Here is a 16,156-nt window from a genome sequence, read left to right on the forward strand (position 1 = left end):
TTGCCCGTCAGAAATTAGCACTGGCGGGAGGAATTGGGTAAAATGAAATAAATCAACGATCTTAAACAAAATAATTTCACATACCGTAATAAAAAAGTGTTAAAAGAAAGGGCCATTACATGTTTGATCCAACCATCTATGAAAACTTGAAAATTATTCTTGAGGGAATGATTTATGATCTTGATTTTGAAGGAGTTTTAAAAGTAAGCGGCCGAAAAGACCTTGTTGACTTGGCTTCAATGAGCAGGACTTACCAAATCGAGGTTATGTTAAACGGCAAAAAAGAAAAGGACGTCCGAGCAAAAATCGAATTAAAAGCAGGTTTAGAAGACCTTGCTGATGAAATAATGGAAAGGGAAACCGACAAAACGGGATGCACGTTCTCTGTTACTTTCTACACCACCGTACAGGATATTGAAGCTGAATGTTCCAGAACCGGTGAGGCTATGAGGAAATTGTGGAAAACGGATGGAGAGGTTTCACAAACACTTTCCTATATTTATGGGCTGCCGAGGGGAAGCTATCAGAATCAAATAGATATTATCATTCATCGCAAGCTGCATGAAGAAAACAGTGAACAGTTTGAGGATTATTTAGACCGGATCCTTATAGCTGCCGAACGAATACTAATTAAAGGGGAACATTAATCATTATGGCTACAAACACACCGATTCAAGAATTACAGCCTTATCTGCAGGAAAATTGGAAAAAAGCGGCTTTCGATTCCTTAACACCGGTTCAGGAAGAAATGCTGCCGTTTATGCTGGAGGGCAAGGATCTCGTGGTCGAATCACCGACAGGGACAGGGAAGACGCTGGCTTATAGTCTGCCATTACTTGAGAAAATTGACAGCTCATCCACGCAGCTTCAGGCCGTCGTGATGGCCCCAACCAAAGAACTGGTAATGCAGATTCATTCGGTCCTTCAGGAATACGCGAAGGGAAGCAATATTACAGGGACGACTTTAATCGGCGGTGTAAATGTGCAGCGGCAGGTGGACAAGCTCAAGAAAAAACCACAGTACATAGTTGGCACCCCTGGAAGAATCCTTGAACTTTATAAAAATAAAAAAGTGAAGCTTCACGAGGTCAAAACAATTGTCGTTGATGAAGCAGACATTGTTTATGATATGGAATTAATGGATGAAGTTCAGAATATTGTTAAAGGGACGATGAAGGACCGCCAGCTAGTTTTTGTCTCCGCAACCATTTCAAACAAGTCAGAAGAGATCGCTAAAGAGTGGATGAACGATCCCCATTTCATCAAAATTAACCGTGATTCGGGTTCGACAGAGTCGATTGCAAATATCTACCTAATTTCTGAAAGACGTGATAAAATAGATAACCTGAGGCGCATAATTCGACACCATTCGAACATGAAAGCGATCGTCTTCTTTGGTGACAATTTAAAACTTGATGAGATCGCCGCCAAGTTTGCATACCGCGGCATTACCGTTGGCATATTGTCCGGACAAGCAACTAAACATGAGCGGCAAAAGGTAATGAGAGAATTTCGTTCGAGCAGCCATGCGCTGCTTCTTTCTACAGACCTTGCTGCCAGAGGACTTGATATTAGCGGATTAACACATGTGATACATTTTGATCTCGCCGATTCCGAAAAACAATTCTTACACCGTTCGGGAAGAACAGGAAGAGCGGGACAAAAAGGAACCGTCATTTCGCTGGTCACCGAGAGAGAGGAAAATGTGTTGTTAAAATGGGCAAAAAAGCTCAATTTGCCTGCCGAGAGGGCAGTCATTAAGCAGGACCAGTTGTTGCTTGCTTCGCAAATTCAGCAGAAGTCCGCCCAAAAAAGAAGCCCAAAGAAATCAACACCCCAGCGAAGCGGTAATTTTACGAAAAAGAAGGGGAAGTAATTGCTGGTAAATGAAAGATTAATACAAAAGATAAATCATATGGTTGAAACGTTCAATATTTCGGTGGAGATTCATATTGAAGCCAAATGCCCGCTTAACCGGAATATTGGAGGCAAATATAATGCGGGTGAACAATCCATCACATTGTATCTTGAAGAAATTCAGTCACAATGCGGGTGGATGTTTCCAGGCGAGGATGTTTTTGTAGAGTACGCAAGTGTGATTTTTGCTCATGAAGCAGGACATGCTACAGATCCATATTTGCAGAAGCTCGTTGAATTATATGACGCAACAGAAGATGAATTCAAACGCAAAAAAATTGAGCTGCTTGTTGAAGTTCAGGCATGGAAGATTGCCAGTGCGCTTGTCCATGATCTTCCTGATGATTTTTTCAATAAAATCAAAAGAATTTCCCTTGAACATCATTATAAAGCTGTTTCCCAGGGTTTCAAGGACGAAGGGGTAGCTTAATCCGGAAAGGTCCTGTGCAAAGAGCACAGGTCCTTTTTTATGAGAATCAAATTTGGTATGATAGTTGAGTTGAAACTAAGCAATTGGAGTGAAAATAAGTGAACTATCAGGTATTGCTGTTTTATAAATATATCGCAATTGAAGATCCGGAGGAGTTTGTCTCCTCACATCTGGAATTCTGCAAATCCATTGGCTTAAAAGGCCGGATATGGGTGGCAAAGGAAGGGATCAATGGGACGGTCTCCGGAACAATCGAGCAAACCACTGAATATATGAACCATATGAAACAAGACGAGCGTTTTCAAGATATGGTTTACAAAATAGAAGAATCGGATACTCATGCGTTCAAAAAAATGAAGGTCCGTCTCAAAAAGGAAATAGTTAATTTGAGCCTGGAAGATGATGTGAACCCGAATGAGCTTACAGGAAAGCATCTCACACCCAAAGAATTTTATGAAGCGCTGCAGCAGGAGGATGTGGTGATCCTCGATGCAAGAAATACGTATGAATATGACCTTGGACATTTTAAGGGAGCCATCCGGCCGGATATCGAGAATTTCAGGGATCTTCCTGAGTGGGTCAGGGAAAACCTTGATCAATTTAAAGATAAAAAGGTGCTGACATATTGCACTGGAGGAATACGCTGCGAAAAGTTTTCTGGATTCTTGTTAAAAGAGGGACTTCAAAATGTTTCCCAGCTCCAAGGCGGCATCATTTCATATGGTTATGATCCTGAAGTGAAAGGCGATCTGTGGGACGGGAAGTGCTATGTATTTGATGAAAGAACTTCTGTTCAGGTTAACCGTGCAGGAACGGAAAAGGTAGTCGGCAAATGCTATCATTGCGGCAACCCGGAAGAACGTTATGTGAAATGCGGAAATCCCGAATGCAATAAACATCTGCTCATGTGCGAGCCTTGCGAGCATGAGCATAAAAGGGCCTGCAGCACGGATTGCAGAGATCAAGAACGGAACAGGTATGTAACGGAAAAAACCGCTGCTCAATCATAACGATGAAAAAAAGCATCCTTTGGTTAAAAGGATGCTTTTTTAGCACGAAGTCTCAGGTGTATAATAGATACTAGAGACATCATGGAAGGTGTGTAGTTTATGATTGATGTAGAAATGCCGGAAAATAAACTGGAACTGCTGCCTGCTGTATTTATTTTTATTATTTTCGTGATCCTAGCGTGGATGACCGTCAAGTTCCTTAAACAGCTTCATGAACGTGAGTTGAAAAAGGCGGAAGAGGCAGAAGAAAAAATGAGGGAATATAATCTTCAAAATAAGCACTAAATGCAAAAACGAGGCAGCACAGAGCTGCCTCGTTTTTTCTGGCTTTTATACACTTTTCATGTTGTTTACTTCTTCCGTCAATGTTTCTTCCATGTCAGCAAATGTGTTTTGGACTTTGTTTGTTGGTGATTTCGTCAGCAAACTTACTACAATAACAGCGATAAGACTGAGGAAGAAACCTGGAATCATTTCATATACTTGCTCTTTTAAGCCAGGGAACTGCACCCAGGTAATTACAGTTACGGCACCTACGATCATTCCGGCAAGTGCTCCCCATTTGGTCATCCGTTTCCAGTAAAGACTTAGCAGTATGGCAGGTCCAAATGCTGAACCAAAACCTGCCCAGGCATAGCCTACAAGAGAGAGGATGGTATCGTTTGGATGGTACGCAAGAATGGTCGCAATAACAGCCACCAGCAATACAGCCATACGTCCAATGGTAACCAGTTCCTTGTCAGATGCCTCGCGACGGAAAAAGGCTTTATAAAAGTCTTCTGTCATCGCGCTGGAAGTTACGAGCAGCTGAGACGAAATCGTGCTCATGATCGCAGCCAAAATCGCAGCGAGCAGGAAACCGGTAATCAGCGGGTGAAACAAAATTGTGGAAAACTTGATGAATACTGTTTCCGGATCATTTAAACTAACGCCTGATTTATGGAACCATGCAATCCCTACTAAGCCGGTAAGGACGGCACCAAACAGAGAAATGGCCATCCAGCCCATACCGATGCGGCGGGCAACCTTCAAATCTTTGATGTTGGTGATGGCCATAAAGCGGACAATAATGTGAGGCTGTCCGAAATATCCAAGCCCCCAGGCAAGCATGGAAATAAGGCCAATTGCCGACGTTCCTTTAAACAAATCAAACTTTGTGGCATCCATTTGTTTTACGGTATCAATGGTTGATTGTACACCGCCTACGTCTGTAAAGGCAACAATCGGCACAAGTACAAGGGCGATAAACATGATAATGCCCTGTACAAAGTCGGTCCAGCTTACCGCCAGGAATCCTCCAAATAACGTGTAAGCAACCACTACGCCGACGGTAACGAATAATCCCACTTTGTAATCAAGGTTAAAGGAACTCTCAAACAATCGTCCGCCTGACACCAATCCGGCAGAAGCATAGAAAGTAAAGAAAACCATGATAACAATGGCTGAAACGAATCGTAAAATCCTGGCTTTGTCGTTAAAACGATTTTCCAAAAAGTCAGGAATAGTAATGGAATCATTCGCTACCTCAGTGTAGGTACGCAAGCGTGGAGCAAGGATAAGATAGTTTAAATAGGCTCCAACCAATAATCCTACAGCAATCCAAATACTTGATAGGCCGGAAGCATACATGGCGCCGGGTACACCCATAAGCATCCATCCGCTCATGTCTGAAGCTCCTGCTGACAGGGCAGTTACCGCGGGTCCGAGGCCTCTCCCTCCAAGCATGTAATCTGACAGATCGGACGTTTTCTTGTACGCCCAATATCCAATACCCAACATGCCGGCCATATAGATAGCCAGCGAAATGATAACACCAATTTGCACCAAATCTCCCCTTTTTTTAGTTTTTATTTTGCAGCTGGTCTTTTTCTTTTTTTGAGCAGCTGCAGGTTTTTCCACAAAGAAAGTGCTTACGGTTAACTAACCTAACAAAAACTTTACATCCCTTCAAGTCACGGGCGGAACGCAGCACATCGCATAAATCACGTAGAATGCAGACAGGGCAAGGGATTGGAGGGAATTAAGCGGAATTGAAAGTAAAACAATTTAAAATTTTCAGTCAGTCTATTTCTGCAAAAAAAGAGGACCCTGGCCCGTTAAAAATTGACCAAGAATCCTCTTGTAAAATTAATTATTGAGCAGACATTTTCACCAATTTCTTGGATAGCCCCAACAGGACCAAACCAAGAAGGATGGTTACACCGCCGATTATCATGAACACTTCGAAATACCCAAGTGACTCAGTAGTGGAAGCCAATTGTCCGGCAAGAATATTGGCAAATCCTGATCCGGCAAGCCAAACACCCATTAAAAGGGAAGCCAGCTTAACAGGGGCAAGCTTACTTACCATGGACAAACCTACAGGCTGCAGACAAAGCTCCCCGATTGTATGAAGGAAGTAAGTAAGAACCATAAAAATCATGTTTGCCTTAACAGCAGAAGAATCGCCTGTTCCTGTTTGAAGAAGTGCAGGGATAAGAACGGCAAATCCGGCACCAAGCAAGATCATACCTGTTGCCATTTTGGTCGGTGTAGCCAAATCGCCACGCTTTGTTTTAGATAATTTCACCCATAGTATGGAAAGAATAGGTGCAAAGATGACAATAAACAGAGGGTTCAATGACTGGAACCATGAAGTTGGCACTGTCCATCCAAATACGGTACGGTCAATAAACTTGTCTGTGTAAAGGGTTAATGAGCTGCCGGCCTGTTCAAAGCCAGCCATAAAGAAAATAACAAAGAATGTGAGAATAAAGATAACTTTAATGCGGCTTTTTTCAGCTTTGGTAAGAGGTTTCTTTTTCTCTTCTGAACTGATCGAATTCTGTGAAACGCCAACGGGCTTCTTCCCGATGTCTCCCAGATACTTGTTTCCAAGAAGGTTGAACAGAAGCTGTCCGACAATCATACCGATCGCAGCTGCAAGGAATCCGAATTTGAATCCAAAGTGCTCAACTCCATTTACCGTCGTCTTAAAGTAATCTTCAGCGAGGAAACCAACAATTAATGGAGAGAAAAAGGCCCCGATGTTGATTCCCATATAGAAAATGGTAAATGCAGCATCTTTACGTGCATCGCTTTGAGGGTATAGGTCTCCAACAAGTGTAGAAATGTTTGGCTTAAAGAAACCATTCCCGATAATCAATAGTGCAAGACCAATGTAAAAGGCGATATGGCTCTGGTTGGCAAACAATACAAAGTTACCGAGTGCCATCGTTACACCGCCAATGGTGATAGCAAGCCTTTTTCCTAAGAAACGGTCTGTTAAATATCCTCCGATCAGGGGAGTAAAATAAACAGCACCGGTGAAGAATCCGTAAATACTTAGTGCAAGGCCTTCACTCATTCCGAGTCCGCCGCTAATCAGCGATTTTGTTAAATAAAGAACGAGAATTGCTCTCATGCCATAATAACTGAACCTTTCCCACATTTCGGTGAAGAAGAGCAGGTACAGGCCAGGAGGATGTTTCTTTTTTGACTGGAGCTGAATATCCTGCTCCACTTTAACTGTTGCTTCCATCTTGATGCCTCCAATATGTTTAAACTATTAATATTTTAATTTACTAAATATTTAGTAGTCAATGAAAATTATAGGTAAATATTATTATAATTTAATTATGAAAATATTGAATTATCTAAATATAAAACGTTTTCCTTGCTATTGCCGGGATTTAAGACCCGTGACAAAAGAATCATAAAAGAAAAAGAGGTGTATTTTTTCTATGAAAATTGTTGTATTATCTGACACGCATATGCCCAAAAAGGCCAAAAAACTGCCTGAAAGACTAATCGCCGATCTCAATACAGCCGATCTGATTATACATGCAGGTGACTGGCAATCACCTGAAGTGCTTCATCAACTGCAGCAATATGCCCCGGTTGAAGGAGTGACTGGCAACGTTGATGGACCAGAAATGAAAGAGCTATTCAACGAGAGGTTTTTGTTGAAAATAGAACAATTTACTATAGGTGTGGTTCATGGACATGGAACAAAGCAAACAACAGAAAAAAGGGCAATAGCGGCATTTAATGATACAGAAGTAGACTGTATTATTTTTGGTCATTCTCATATCCCGAAAAATTACCGGAAAGATGGAGTTCTCCTATTTAATCCCGGTTCTCCAACTGATAAGAGGAGAGAAAAACAATTTTCTCATGGAATTTTAACTATTGATGACCAGCTGATTGCCAACCATGTATTTTACGATGATAAAAATTAATATTATTAACTATTATTTAGTATACTTAATTTTAATTGATTATTCAAATTCTGGGATTGTCTTGGATTAAAATGAATATTAACAGAATTTTTCCTAAATAAGTGTTGAAGCGTACTGGAAAGTCTGATAGAATGAGACAAAATCTAAAGACTATGTGTAACTGGCGAAACGCGGATCACCGCGAGGGAGCACATAGTGTCGTTGCCGTTCGCCTGGGCAGAGGTAAGGGGATTTTTTCCCTTGCCTCTTTTCGTTTATTTGCCAACCTGGCAAAGATGCGAGACAGAAAACCCATTAAAAAAGAGGAGAGAACCTAAATGACCACAACTGCATTGGAAAAAGTAAAGACCATCAAAACCTTGAACAATATCGCTGAGAGCGGATTGAAGGTATTCAGCAACGGGGTTTATAAAATTGATAATGAAAGTGAAAATCCCGATGCCATTGTTGTACGAAGCTTTAATATGCATGCTCTTCCATTCGGTGATGAATTAAAAGCCATCGCGCGTGCGGGCGCAGGGGTCAACAATATTCCGGTCGATCAATGCACAGAAAAGGGGATTGTTGTTTTCAACACTCCTGGTGCGAATGCCAATGCTGTAAAAGAAATGGTCCTCACGACACTGATGGCGTCTTCCCGCAACCTGTTTGCAGGTATTGCCTGGACAAAAACCCTTGAAGAAGAAGGAGATCAAATTCCCAAGCTGGTTGAAGCAGGGAAAAAGCAATTTGTAGGAAAAGAAATTAAAGGAAAGACACTTGGCGTCATCGGTTTGGGGGCAATTGGTGCACTCGTGGCCAATGATGCACTCGATCTGGATATGGACGTTATCGGTTTTGATCCTTTTATTTCGGTTGACACGGCCTGGAACCTGTCCAGAAATGTTCAGCGGGCCATGACGATGGAGCAGCTTTACGCAGAGTGTGACTATATAACGGTTCACGTTCCTTATACACCTGACACAAAAGGAATGTTCAATAAAAAGGCATTTAACGAAATGAAACCCGGCGTGCATATCCTGAACTTCTCACGCGGTGAGCTTGTGAACGAAGAGGATATGCTGGCTGCACTTGAAGACGGTACGGTAGGCCGCTATATTACAGATTTTCCAAACGAAAACGTGCTGAAAATGAAGAATGCGGTGTCTATTCCGCATCTGGGTGCATCAACAAAAGAATCGGAAGAAAACTGTGCGATTATGGCCACCCGCCAAGTCAAGGAGTTTTTGGAAACCGGGAATATCAGAAACTCGGTTAACTTTCCAAACGCTTCTTTACCCTATACCGGCAAGCTTCGGGTGGCTGCGTTCCATGAGAATGTGCCCAACATGGTGGGTCAAATTACTCAGGCTCTATCCAGCTATGAGTTAAATATTGCTGATATGGTGAACAGGAGCCGTGGAGGGTACGCGTATACCATTGTTGATATTGACAATAAGGTAAACGGAGACGTGATCCCGGGGTTAGAAGAAAAAATTAGAAACATTGAGGGCATTGTGAAAACACGGGTAATTTAATGAATTTGTTTTGCACACATAAAGACCGCCATTCCTAATTGTGAATGGCGGCCTTTTTATTTAGGTTAGACAGGTTCGCTATGAGCCCTGTGGGTTTCCAAAAGAAAACGATGGGTTACATATTCCAGAACACCAAGCAACAGGCTTGTCAGAAATGCCCCGTACCATGTCATGGAAGCCTCCCATTGGAAATTGGAGGCATAGTAAACAAGGATCCAGGAAACCAACACATCAATCAGAACACTGAGCCAAAATGCTCCTTTTCTTAACACAAAATACTCGAGCGGCACACCAAGAACTGCGAGAGTTATGGCGACAACGGCAATTTGCCAATAATCTTCAAAATGGACACCCGGAAAGAAAAAGGCGGAAACAATTAACACAACGGGAATCGCTATAAGTTTAATAATCAGACTGATCATGCTGTACCTCCTGTTCTTCCCTGTATTGTAACCAGCCATCGAAAATTTCATGTCTAAAATGATAGAAATGTGGCGCATACTAAAGTTCAAAAAACAGGGTACAGGAGGTATGAATGATGCCGGAATTGCCTGAAATGGAAACCTACAGAACCATTTTATCCAATCAAATAAAAGGAAGGGTCATTACGGAGGTGGAGGTTAACCGTGAAAAATCAATCAATCTTGAACCACCGGTTTTCACTGGCCAGGTCAAAGGAGCGATGGTTACCGAAATCAGAAGGCGGGCCAAGCATCTCATTTTTCAGTTGAATAACGGGAATGTTCTGCTTCTTCACCTAATGCTTGGTGGAAGGATGTACATTGGAAATGAGAATGACAGTCCGGACAGAACGAAGCAAGTGATTATGTCTTTTGGCGATCGAAAACTTTACTTTATTGGACTAAGACTGGGCTACCTTCATTTACTGACAGCGGCTCAGTTGAAAGATAAACTGGATGATCTCGGTCCAGAGCCGTTGAATCCCAATCTTACAGTAGACACTTTCAAACAGCGATTAAGCAGGAAAAAAGGAACGCTGAAATCAGTGCTGATAGACCAAAAGTTTATCGCGGGGATTGGAAATTGCTATTCAGATGAAATCTGCTGGACGGCCCGTCTGCAGCCGGAAAGAAAAGTGTTTGAACTGAATTCCCAACAAGTTAACGAGCTTTTCTTGGCTATTCAACCTGTTCTTACGCGCGGCATTGAATATGGTGGTTACATGGAGAATCCTGCTTACAGGGAAGACCGGAAAACGGGTGGATACAACCAGCACCTGTTGGTTTATGACAGAGAAGGCGAGCCTTGCAGACGTTGCGGTACTACCATTCAAAAAATAGAGATTGCTTCCAGAAAATCATTTGCCTGTCCGGAGTGTCAAAAATAATCCGAATAGCATTCAAAAGGAGAAGGAGACAAAAATGTCTTCTTTTTTTGTTAAATAATATGTTGACATATATCATCTATATCATTTAAGTTATTGATATAGATATTTACAGAAAATTCAGAAAGGGTGATTTTTAAAAGTATTGAAAGCGCTGTCATTCGGCCTCCAAGAATCTCCATACATACATTTCCATTAATTTTGAGGAGGGGTTGTAATGAAAGTAAAAAACTATAAAAAACTTGCGGCTGTTTCAGTGATCGCGGGAAGTGTCCTATTCAGCTCGGCTTGTTCGGACAGTGATTCGGCTTCAGGCAACAAAACAGCAGGTGACAAAAACACCATCAGCATTACGTTCCGGGATGGGGGAGGAACCAATAAAGGGCTCACACAATGGTTGAATAACGATATCATCCCAGCGTTCAAAAAAGAGCATCCAAAAGCAAATATCAAGTTATCGCCGATCAGCGCTTCAGAGGGTGACTATTTTGCCAAAGTGGCGCTGATGCTCAAATCCAATCAATCGGCGCCTGATATTGTGACAGAAGATACCTTTATGGTGAATTCGGATGCAAGCGCAGGCTATCTTGAACCGCTGGACAAGAGGATCGACGGATGGGATGAATGGGACCACTATATTGATAATGTTAAAAACGGTGTAAAAGCACAGGACGGTAAGACGTATGGTGTGCCTTTTAACACGGATTCACGCGGCCTGTGGTACAACAAGGATGTATTTAAAAAAGCAGGATTGCCCGTCCCGTGGGAACCAAAGTCATGGGATGATATATTGACTGCTGCGCGAACGATTAAAAAGAAGTCACCTGATGTGATTCCGATGTGGATGAATTCAGGGAAAGCAACAGGCGAAGCGACCTCCATGCAGACATTTGAAATGCTGCTCTACGGCACAGAAGATCCTTTATACGATAAGGACAAACAAAAATGGATTGTGAACAGTCCCGGCCTTCTCGATACGTACACCTTCATTGATACCATTTATAAAGAAAAGCTTGGACCGAATTTATCCCAGGTTCTCAATGGACAGGGAGGAACCATTGCTTATACACAGCTCATGCCAAAAGGAAAAATCGGAATTGGCCTTGACGGCATCTGGCAGGCTGGAAACTATCGCAAAGACGGACCGGCTCCATGGCCAGAGGCGTTTGATACACTCGGCTATGCAGCAATGCCTACACAAAAAGGACAAGCCCCGGGAACGACTTCCATGTCGGGCGGCTGGGCGTTCTCCATTCCGAAAAAATCGGATAACAAGGATTTATCATGGGAATTCATTAAATTTGTCTCCACTAAAGAAAACAACCTTAAACTGCTGCTGAAAGAAAACAATTTGTCACCTCGTGAGGATGTTTCTAAAGAAAAGGAATATTTGGATCTGCCAATGTTTAAGGAAGGATCAGAGTTTTTAAAGAACACTCATTTCAGGCCTTCTGTTGACAAGTACCCATCTGTTTCAACGGTCATCCAGTCGACGGTTGAAGATGTCGTAACAGATAAGCTGTCACCGAAACAGGCGGTTGAAAACTACAAGAAAAACGTAACTCGCGTCGTGGGCAAAGACAAGGTGATTGAACGTTAACTTGTATGGAAAGGAGTGATTTCTTTGGACGCAAACCCTGTGATTTCTCCGTCAACTGCGGTTGATGGAGGATCTTCCTCCCGCAAAAGGCAAAACCGGACGGTATGGGCTTCCATCCTCTTTCTGCTGCCGGCCTGGTTGTTGCTGCTTGTTTTCTTTATCGGACCGATACTTTTAACCTTTTATTTTGCATTTACCAATTTATCGCTGACAGGCAGTGAAGCACAAGCCACACAGTTTATAGGATTCAGCAACTTCATGAACATGTTCCAAGATCCCAACTTTCGCATCAGTGTGATGAAGACCGTCATATATTTACTGTTTTCGGCTATTATCGGCCAGCAGGTGCTTGGATTTATTCTTGCTCTTTTGATGAAAGAAAAGAATCCCGCATTTCGCCGGGTAATAGGAATTATCATCATAGCCGGCTGGGTAACACCAGAGATTGTGGTCGCATTCTGCTGGGTGGCCTTTTTAAATGACAGCGGAACATTGAATGCTCTGCTTCAACAAGTGGGCTTTAAACCAATTGCCTGGCTTTTCACGTTTCCAATGGCCAGTGTCATCATTGCGAATATTTGGCACGGAACGGCTTTTTCCATGCTGGTTTTCCAGGCGGCACTGGATGATGTGCCAAAAAGCATTGAAGAGGCGGCAGTGGTGGATGGTGCTTCAAGGTTTCAGGTGCTTTACAAGATTGTGCTGCCCATGATTAAAGGATCAGTGGTCACCAATATGATCCTGGTCACTCTTCAAACGCTGGGTGTATTTACATTGATATACGCAATGACGGGCGGAGGTCCTGGAACAGCAACGCAAACACTGCCTATTTTTATGTACAACCAGGCTTTTGTAAACTATCAGCTCGGATACGGCACAGCCATCTCTCTGATCCTTTTATTAATTGGAGTGATTGTAAGCGTACTGTATTTAAAATCAATGAAAGTGAAAGTGTAGGAGGGGAGAATGATGAAAAGAAAATCAATGAAGATTGAAAAAGTGCTTCCATACAGCATCTTAACGGTAATTGGTGTTCTGTTCCTTCTTCCGCTGCTCTGGGTGGTGATCGCGTCTGTGGATCCCAATGCCAACTCCTCAATTAAACTGCCGTCCGCTTTTACACTGGATAACTTTAAGAGTGTTATAACGGATCCGGTAAATATTCGTGCGTTTATCATAGGGCTGCTGCTATCCATGGGGCAGGGGCTTCTGGTTGTCCTTGTAGCCGGTCTTGCCGCCTATCCTCTTTCCAGGTATCAGCTCAGGTACAAGAAGCCGTTTATGTTCACCATTTTATTTATGACCTCCTTGCCAATAACGGCAGTCATGGTTCCGGTTTATCAGCTTTTTATTTATATGAAACTTCAGGATTCCTTGTGGGGAACGATGTTTTTTTTAACAGCTGCCGGGTTGCCGTATGCCATCTGGATGCTGAAAAATTTTATGGATGCGGTTCCGCTGGAGCTGGAAGAATCGGCATGGATTGATGGGGCATCGGTTTGGCAAGGACTCAAACGGATTGTTGCTCCATTGATGATTCCGGGAATTTGTACAGTTGGCATCTTCACTTTTTCAGGAAGCTGGGGCAATTTCTTTGTGCCCTATATATTGATTCAGACACCTGAAAAGCTGCCGGCCTCGGTAACTATATACCAATTTTTTGGTAATTTTGGAATGGTAGAGTACGGGAAGCTTGCGGCCTTCTCCATTCTGTATACCTTTCCGGCCATTGTGCTTTATATCTTTGCTCAGCGGTTTATGTCGCAGGGCTTCAGTCTGGGGGGAGCTTCCAAGGGCTAATTATACAGAGACAGGCATGGTTGTTAGAATGATCTGACCTTTTCGTTATAATAAATATGTATGCGTTTTCCAAATTCGCGTAGACATATTTCTGGTTTTGGAGTGGTTTAATGGAGCCTTTATACAAACAAGTCTATCAATCAATTAAAAAAAGTATCATTAGCGGCAGATACGCAGCAGGTGAACGCGTTCCTTCCGAAAAAGAATTATCTGATTCGTTTCAGGTAAGCCGGATTACAAGCAAAAAAGCCATTGAACTGCTGGTCACCGAAGGGCTCGTCTTCCGTCAGCGCGGAAAAGGGACGTTCGTTTCCGATCTTGAAGAAAATCTGGTGGAAAAACCCGAAGCTGCGAATAACAGTAAAGGGATTTATCTGGTGGGGCTTGTCATTACAGATTTCGATGACAGCTATGTTTCAAAGGTCATCTCGAGCATTGAAGAAGCGGCCGGTGAGAGATGCTTCGTGATCTTGAAACGAACGCTTGGCTCTGTTGAAAAAGAGGCAGAGGCCATCAAACAGCTCATTGAATATGGCGTGGACGGGCTAATCCTTTATCCGGCACAGGCGGAGCATTATGGAACGGAAATTTTAAAAATGATAATTGCGGAGTACCCTCTCGTATTGATTGACCGGACGTTTAAAGGAGTTGGGGCTGCCTTTGTATCCACTGACAACATCAAAGCAGCCAAACAAGGGATGAAATACTTATTTCAATTGGGACATGAGCACATTGGCGTTCTCGGGCCTTCCATCATTGAAACAACAACAATTGTAGACCGTTTTTCAGGCATACTGCAAGCCTATGAAGAACAAAACAAAATCGTAAACAGGCAATTATGGTGCTCCGACTTAAAAAAGTCGCTGCCTATTGCCTTCAGCAAGGATGTCACCCCCGATCAAGACATCGAAATGATCAAGAGCCATATCAAAAAGCATCCGGAAATGACCGCATTGTTTGCGCTCGAGCATAATATAGCCGTTCTGGCCAAACGGGCGGCAGAACAGCTCGGTCTGCGCGTTCCGGAGGATATGTCCATCCTTTGCTTTGATGCGTACGACAACAATTTAAGTGGATGGGAATTTACACACTTGCGTCAAAATGAAAAAAAGATGGGGAAATTGGCCATGAACCGTTTAGTGGAAATGATGAATGGAAACCGTACCATTAAAAAAGAATTTCTTGATGCACAGCTCATTGAAGGAAATTCGACGTGTTCAATCAAAAGGATGCCTTTAAAACAAACAGGCAAGCCACTTTAACCGGAGCGTGATGATCTATGATACAAGCTGCAATGTTGAGCAGATGGCATGTACATGCCGATGACTATGCTAGAGAAGCAAAAAACAATCCGTATCTTTCCATTCGAATGGTTTGGGATGAGGAAGAGGAAAGAGGGGAGAAGTGGGCACAGGAACTTGGAGTGGCATTTGAAAAAGATCTGGAAGCCATACTGAAAAATCCAGAGATTGATGCTGTTATCGTAAATACGCCTACCAATAGGCACAGGGAAGTGATTTTGGCTGCTATCGCGCATAAAAAGCATGTGTTTACGGAAAAAGTGCTGGCATTGACGACGGCAGAGTGTGAAGAAATTTATGATGCGGCTGAAAATGCCGGCATTAAGCTGATGGTTTCTCTCCCACGGTTAACGTCCGATTATTATTTGTATGCACAGCATGCCCTGGACCAGGGCATGCTCGGTGAGTTAACCTCCGTCCGCTGCCGGCTCGCTCATAACGGGGCGGTTCCGGCGGACGGCAGCAAACATGGATGGCTTCCTGAGCATTTCTTTGATAAGAAAGCGTGCGGTGGAGGGGCATTAATTGATCTTGGCGCACATCCCATCTATTTGACCAACAGGCTGGCAGGTTCAGCAAAATCTGTGACCTCCATCTTTCAGCAAAGCAGCGGACGAGAGGTGGAAGAGAATGCGACCGTGCTGATTCAATACGAATCAGGTGCTCTTGGGACGATAGAAACGGGATTTTTATCGGAATGCAGCCCGTTTCAGCTGGAGCTGTACGGCACAAAAGGAGCTTTGCTTATTGAGGAAAACCAGGTCCGGATGAACAGCCGTTCATCTGGTAAAGATGGGTGGGTAATTCCTGATGAATTGCCTGAAGCACTACCCATGCCGCTGGAGCAGTGGGCAGCTTCCATTGTAAAAGATGAAAAACCAACCATTACAAGAAAGGATGTATGTGAACTGACACTTATCAATGAAGCAGCGGAAAAGTCGAATCGAGAAGGACGAAGAATTTTGGTTTCAGAAATGAAGGAAGTTCAATTTAATCACTAATCAAGGGGGAAAAAC

Annotated in this window: 16 protein-coding genes and 1 riboswitch; of the genes, 13 read left to right on the forward strand and 3 right to left on the reverse strand. The window is 43.0% G+C overall.

The genetic code is table 11. The features are described from left to right. Nucleotides 1-119 precede the first annotated feature (119 nt). From QYB97_RS00140 to QYB97_RS00160, 5 genes are all read left to right on the forward strand, one after another. On the forward strand, nt 120-647 hold the full coding sequence (locus tag QYB97_RS00140) for a hypothetical protein (protein WP_301163935.1): 528 nt from the start codon (nt 120-122) through the stop codon (nt 645-647). Nucleotides 648-652: 5 nt separating this feature from the next. After that, nucleotides 653-1,876, forward strand: coding sequence for a DEAD/DEAH box helicase (locus QYB97_RS00145; protein ID WP_301163936.1), 1,224 nt, complete (start codon nt 653-655; stop codon nt 1,874-1,876). Beyond that, nucleotides 1,877-2,347 (forward strand): hypothetical protein, encoded by a 471-nt coding sequence (locus QYB97_RS00150; RefSeq protein WP_301163937.1) that lies wholly within the window; start codon nt 1,877-1,879, stop codon nt 2,345-2,347. Nucleotides 2,348-2,445: 98 nt separating this feature from the next. Next, entirely contained in the window at nt 2,446-3,357 is a 912-nt protein-coding gene (trhO, locus tag QYB97_RS00155; RefSeq protein ID WP_301163938.1) for an oxygen-dependent tRNA uridine(34) hydroxylase TrhO, read from the forward strand. 99 nt (nt 3,358-3,456) lie between these two features. After that, nucleotides 3,457-3,642, forward strand: coding sequence for a hypothetical protein (locus QYB97_RS00160; RefSeq protein WP_301163939.1), 186 nt, complete (start codon nt 3,457-3,459; stop codon nt 3,640-3,642). A 45-nt stretch (nt 3,643-3,687) separates the two neighbouring features. Here the strand turns inward: QYB97_RS00160 and putP are convergent, their stop codons facing one another. After that, complete coding sequence (putP, locus tag QYB97_RS00165) at nt 3,688-5,181, reverse strand: sodium/proline symporter PutP (protein ID WP_301163940.1); 1,494 nt, start codon at nt 5,179-5,181, stop codon at nt 3,688-3,690. A gap of 307 nt (nt 5,182-5,488) precedes the next feature. Continuing rightward, a complete protein-coding gene (locus QYB97_RS00170) occupies nt 5,489-6,877 on the reverse strand; it encodes a peptide MFS transporter (RefSeq protein ID WP_301163941.1) in 1,389 nt (462 codons plus the stop codon). Nucleotides 6,878-7,079: 202 nt separating this feature from the next. On the opposite strand from QYB97_RS00170, the gene QYB97_RS00175 reads away from it, so the two are divergent. Both QYB97_RS00175 and QYB97_RS00180 read left to right on the forward strand, forming a co-directional pair. Continuing rightward, nucleotides 7,080-7,577: a metallophosphoesterase family protein gene (locus tag QYB97_RS00175; RefSeq protein WP_301163942.1), complete on the forward strand. Its 498-nt coding sequence runs from the start codon at nt 7,080-7,082 to the stop codon at nt 7,575-7,577. A 146-nt stretch (nt 7,578-7,723) separates the two neighbouring features. Next, a riboswitch (ZMP/ZTP riboswitch) is annotated at nt 7,724-7,802 on the forward strand. A 92-nt stretch (nt 7,803-7,894) separates the two neighbouring features. After that, nucleotides 7,895-9,094 (forward strand): phosphoglycerate dehydrogenase, encoded by a 1,200-nt coding sequence (locus QYB97_RS00180; protein ID WP_301163943.1) that lies wholly within the window; start codon nt 7,895-7,897, stop codon nt 9,092-9,094. A gap of 65 nt (nt 9,095-9,159) precedes the next feature. On the opposite strand, the gene QYB97_RS00185 is transcribed toward QYB97_RS00180, so the two are convergent. Continuing rightward, complete coding sequence (locus QYB97_RS00185; protein ID WP_301163944.1) at nt 9,160-9,516, reverse strand: DUF2512 family protein; 357 nt, start codon at nt 9,514-9,516, stop codon at nt 9,160-9,162. Between the two features lie 116 nt (nt 9,517-9,632). Between QYB97_RS00185 and mutM the strand changes: the two genes are divergently transcribed. The 6 genes from mutM (at nt 9,633) to QYB97_RS00215 (ending at nt 16,141) form a co-directional block, all read left to right on the forward strand. Then, nucleotides 9,633-10,442, forward strand: a complete 810-nt coding sequence (mutM, locus tag QYB97_RS00190; protein WP_301164881.1) for a bifunctional DNA-formamidopyrimidine glycosylase/DNA-(apurinic or apyrimidinic site) lyase — start codon at nt 9,633-9,635, stop codon at nt 10,440-10,442. A 214-nt stretch (nt 10,443-10,656) separates the two neighbouring features. Continuing rightward, on the forward strand, nt 10,657-12,039 hold the full coding sequence (locus QYB97_RS00195) for an extracellular solute-binding protein (protein WP_301163945.1): 1,383 nt from the start codon (nt 10,657-10,659) through the stop codon (nt 12,037-12,039). 114 nt (nt 12,040-12,153) lie between these two features. Next, nucleotides 12,154-12,996: a carbohydrate ABC transporter permease gene (locus QYB97_RS00200; RefSeq protein WP_356948161.1), complete on the forward strand. Its 843-nt coding sequence runs from the start codon at nt 12,154-12,156 to the stop codon at nt 12,994-12,996. Nucleotides 12,997-13,008: 12 nt separating this feature from the next. Further along, complete coding sequence (locus QYB97_RS00205) at nt 13,009-13,839, forward strand: carbohydrate ABC transporter permease (protein WP_301164883.1); 831 nt, start codon at nt 13,009-13,011, stop codon at nt 13,837-13,839. A gap of 110 nt (nt 13,840-13,949) precedes the next feature. After that, a complete protein-coding gene (locus QYB97_RS00210) occupies nt 13,950-15,101 on the forward strand; it encodes a GntR family transcriptional regulator (protein WP_301163946.1) in 1,152 nt (383 codons plus the stop codon). A gap of 17 nt (nt 15,102-15,118) precedes the next feature. Continuing rightward, nucleotides 15,119-16,141, forward strand: a complete 1,023-nt coding sequence (locus tag QYB97_RS00215) for a Gfo/Idh/MocA family protein (RefSeq protein ID WP_301163947.1) — start codon at nt 15,119-15,121, stop codon at nt 16,139-16,141. The last annotated feature ends 15 nt before the right edge of the window (nt 16,142-16,156 follow it).

Source organism: Fictibacillus fluitans, from assembly GCF_030418125.1.
Classification (GTDB): domain Bacteria; phylum Bacillota; class Bacilli; order Bacillales; family Fictibacillaceae; genus Fictibacillus_C; species Fictibacillus_C fluitans.

Excerpts from the sequence above, each read along its gene's own strand:
- QYB97_RS00145 (WP_301163936.1), top strand. The coding sequence starts at position 653 with ATGGCTACAAACACACCGATTCAAGAATTACAGCCTTATCTGCAGGAA.
- QYB97_RS00140 (WP_301163935.1), top strand. The coding sequence starts at position 120 with ATGTTTGATCCAACCATCTATGAAAACTTGAAAATTATTCTTGAGGGA.
- QYB97_RS00175 (WP_301163942.1), top strand. The coding sequence starts at position 7,080 with ATGAAAATTGTTGTATTATCTGACACGCATATGCCCAAAAAGGCCAAA.
- mutM (WP_301164881.1), top strand. The coding sequence starts at position 9,633 with ATGCCGGAATTGCCTGAAATGGAAACCTACAGAACCATTTTATCCAAT.
- QYB97_RS00185 (WP_301163944.1), bottom strand. The coding sequence starts at position 9,516 with ATGATCAGTCTGATTATTAAACTTATAGCGATTCCCGTTGTGTTAATT.
- QYB97_RS00215 (WP_301163947.1), top strand. The coding sequence starts at position 15,119 with ATGATACAAGCTGCAATGTTGAGCAGATGGCATGTACATGCCGATGAC.
- QYB97_RS00160 (WP_301163939.1), top strand. The coding sequence starts at position 3,457 with ATGATTGATGTAGAAATGCCGGAAAATAAACTGGAACTGCTGCCTGCT.
- QYB97_RS00170 (WP_301163941.1), bottom strand. The coding sequence starts at position 6,877 with ATGGAAGCAACAGTTAAAGTGGAGCAGGATATTCAGCTCCAGTCAAAA.
- QYB97_RS00180 (WP_301163943.1), top strand. The coding sequence starts at position 7,895 with ATGACCACAACTGCATTGGAAAAAGTAAAGACCATCAAAACCTTGAAC.
- QYB97_RS00210 (WP_301163946.1), top strand. The coding sequence starts at position 13,950 with ATGGAGCCTTTATACAAACAAGTCTATCAATCAATTAAAAAAAGTATC.
- QYB97_RS00195 (WP_301163945.1), top strand. The coding sequence starts at position 10,657 with ATGAAAGTAAAAAACTATAAAAAACTTGCGGCTGTTTCAGTGATCGCG.
- QYB97_RS00205 (WP_301164883.1), top strand. The coding sequence starts at position 13,009 with ATGAAAAGAAAATCAATGAAGATTGAAAAAGTGCTTCCATACAGCATC.